General features: G+C 61.7%; 3 protein-coding genes. 2 read left to right on the forward strand and 1 reads right to left on the reverse strand.

What is annotated here, in order from left to right:
• Window positions 1-728: MFS transporter (locus tag A3764_RS20220; RefSeq protein WP_150122330.1), on the forward strand; the 728-nt coding region annotated here is incomplete at its 5' end.
• A gap of 16 nt (window positions 729-744) precedes the next feature.
• Here the strand turns inward: A3764_RS20220 and A3764_RS20225 are convergent.
• Entirely contained in the window at window positions 745-1,983 is a 1,239-nt protein-coding gene (locus A3764_RS20225; protein WP_067922816.1) for a urate hydroxylase PuuD, read from the reverse strand.
• A gap of 101 nt (window positions 1,984-2,084) precedes the next feature.
• Here A3764_RS20225 and A3764_RS20230 point away from each other — a divergent pair.
• A partial coding sequence (locus tag A3764_RS20230) for a LysR family transcriptional regulator (RefSeq protein ID WP_067952024.1) occupies window positions 2,085-2,752 on the forward strand: 668 nt, incomplete at its 3' end.

The raw sequence follows: 2,752 nt of genomic DNA on the forward strand, positions 1-2,752 counted from the left end.
TGGCGATCCTGATCTGCCTCTCCATCGTCCCGCTGAGCCTTACGCCCACCCCGGCCCCGACGCCTGTGCCTTCGGCCCGGCTCGACCTGCGCAAGCTTTACGCGGTGTCGCCGGTCGGGGCGGTCGGGTGTTTTCTTGCCGGTACGGCAGAGGGCGCGTTCTGGTCGCTGGGGCCGGTCTTTGCCCAAGGTAGGGACATGATCACCGGCGAGATCGCGCTGCTGATGGCGGCCTTCGTTCTGGGCGGCACGCTGTCTCAATGGCCCCTCGGCTGGATCTCGGACAAGATCGACCGGCGGATCGTCATCGCCGCTGTTTCCTGCGGGACGGTGGTTTCGGGCCTCGCCATCGGCTTCGATGTCACCACACCGGGGCTACCGACGCTGGCGCTTGCGGCCATGCACGGGGCGCTGATGATCCCGATCTATGCGCTGTGCATTTCCCACGCCAATGACAGTATCCCGAACGAACGCATGGTCGAAACCAGCAGTGGGCTGATCCTTGCCTTTTCCATCGGCGCGACGATCGGGCCGCTGGCCGCCGCGCTGTTCATGGGCGACGACCGCGAAGGCGGCCTGTTCGTATTCATCGGGCTTGTCCTGCTTTCGTTGGGTCTCTTCACCCTCTACCGGATGAGCATCGACAGCCGCGGCCACCTCAGGGCGAAGAAGCATTATTCAGCTACATCCGCCGCGTCGCCCGCCGTTTTCCCGACGGAAACCGAATAGCGACGGAGGTTTTCAATCAGTCCGCCGCGCGGGCTTCACGGTACCAGTCGACGATGGCTTGACGGTTTTCCTCCGTCATCGTGGCGATGGCATTGGGGGGCGGCATGGCATGGCTCAACCCGGCCTGTAGGTAAATGCCCCGGGCGTGGCGGGCGATGTCCCCTTCGGTTTCCAGATGCACCCCCTTCGGCGCCCAGCGGATGCCATCGTAGAAAGGCTCCCGCGCATGGCACATGGAGCAGTTGCCCCGTACGATATCCACCGCGTCCCCGAACCCTTCGGCAGAGGCGAAGACCTGTTCGGAGGGTGTAAGTTCTCGCGCCTCCGCCTCCTCCAGCGTGTCTGTCGGTCGGGCCGACGACAGCCAAGCGATGAAGAGCATCAGCAGCGCCGTCACCGCCCAGGTCCAGTGCGGGCCGCTGCCGGTTCTGTGCATCGTGTTGAAGTAATGCCGGATCGTGACACCGGTCAGGAAAATCAGGCTGGCGATGATCCATGCATATTGCGTCCCGAAGGACAGCGGATAATGGCTCGACAGCATCAGGAACACGACCGGCAGGGTCAGGTAGTTGTTGTGGGTCGAACGGACCTTGGCGATCTTGCCGTATTTCGGGTCCGGTTTGCGCCCCGCCTTGAGGTCTTCGACCACGATGCGCTGGTTCGGCATGATCTGGAAAAAGACGTTGGCCGTCATGATCGTGGCGGTGAAAGCGCCCAGATGCAGCAACGCCGCGCGCCCTGTGAAGATCTGGTTGTAGCCCCATGACATCGCCACGAGGATCACGAACAGCAGCAACATCAGGATTGTCGGGTGATCGGCGAGCTTGGTCTTGCACATGAAATCATAAGCCAGCCAACCCAGCGTCAGCGACCCGCCCGAGATCACGATACCCTGCCAGAGCGACAGATCCGCCTTCGTGGGATCGAGCAGAAAGATCTCTCCCCCCACCCAGTATATGATCATCAAAAGCGCCGCCCCCGACAGCCATGTCGTGTAGCTTTGCCATTTGTGCCAGGTCAGATGTTCCGGCATCCGCTCCGGCGCCACGAGGTATTTGGTCGTGTGATAGAACCCGCCGCCATGCACCTCCCACTCTTCGCCGTAGGCCCCCTCCGGCATGTCGGGCGCGGGTTTGAGCATCAGGTCCAGCGCGATGAAATAGAACGACGCCCCGATCCACGCCATGGCCGTGACCACATGCAGCCAGCGGACGGAAAAGGCGATCCAATCCCACAAGACGGCGAAATCATACATGCGCGAATCCTCCCATGCCCAAGGTGAAGGACAGTCTATGATACAGGGCTCTTTTCTGCTATCATGGCAAATTACCAAGCAGCATCAAAAATTCCGGAAGAATGTCCTATCTCGACAACATACGCACCTTTGTGCGCGTTTACGAACTCGGCAGCATGTCGGCGGCCGGTCGGGATCTGCGCATATCGCCTGCGGTGACGTCCTCCCGGATTTCACAGTTGGAGGAACATCTGAGCGTCCGGCTCTTTCAGCGGACGACGCGCAGTCTTGCGCCCACCGAACAGGGCAAGGCGTTCTACGGCGGAGCCTGCGAAATACTGGAATCCGTCGAAAACGCCGAGGCGCAGGTCGTCAACATCACCGAAAATCCCAAGGGCGCGCTCTATGTCGCGGCACCTCTGGGCGTGGGCAGACGGCTGATCGCACCGCAGGTGCCGCTGTTTCTCAAGGAATATCCGGAAGTTCTGGTCCGGCTGCGGCTCACCGATCGCAAGGTCGACCTGACCACCGAAGGGCTCGACCTGTCGTTCTTTCTGGGCCAGCCCGAAGACAGCAACCTGCGCATCCGCAAGATCGCCGATGTGGAACGCGTGCTGGTCGCCTCCCCGCAGTATATCGAAGCCCACGGCAAACCTGCGTCGGGCGACGATCTGACCGGGGGAAAACATGAATGCCTGAACCTGCGCTACCCCGGTGCGACGGAATTCCAGTGGCGGCTGGTCACCGCGGATGGCCCGCGGAAATTCCGCGTCGCGGGACGCTATGAATC

It is taken from the genome of Sulfitobacter sp. HI0129, assembly GCF_001635395.1.
Taxonomy (GTDB): Bacteria; Pseudomonadota; Alphaproteobacteria; order Rhodobacterales; family Rhodobacteraceae; genus Sulfitobacter.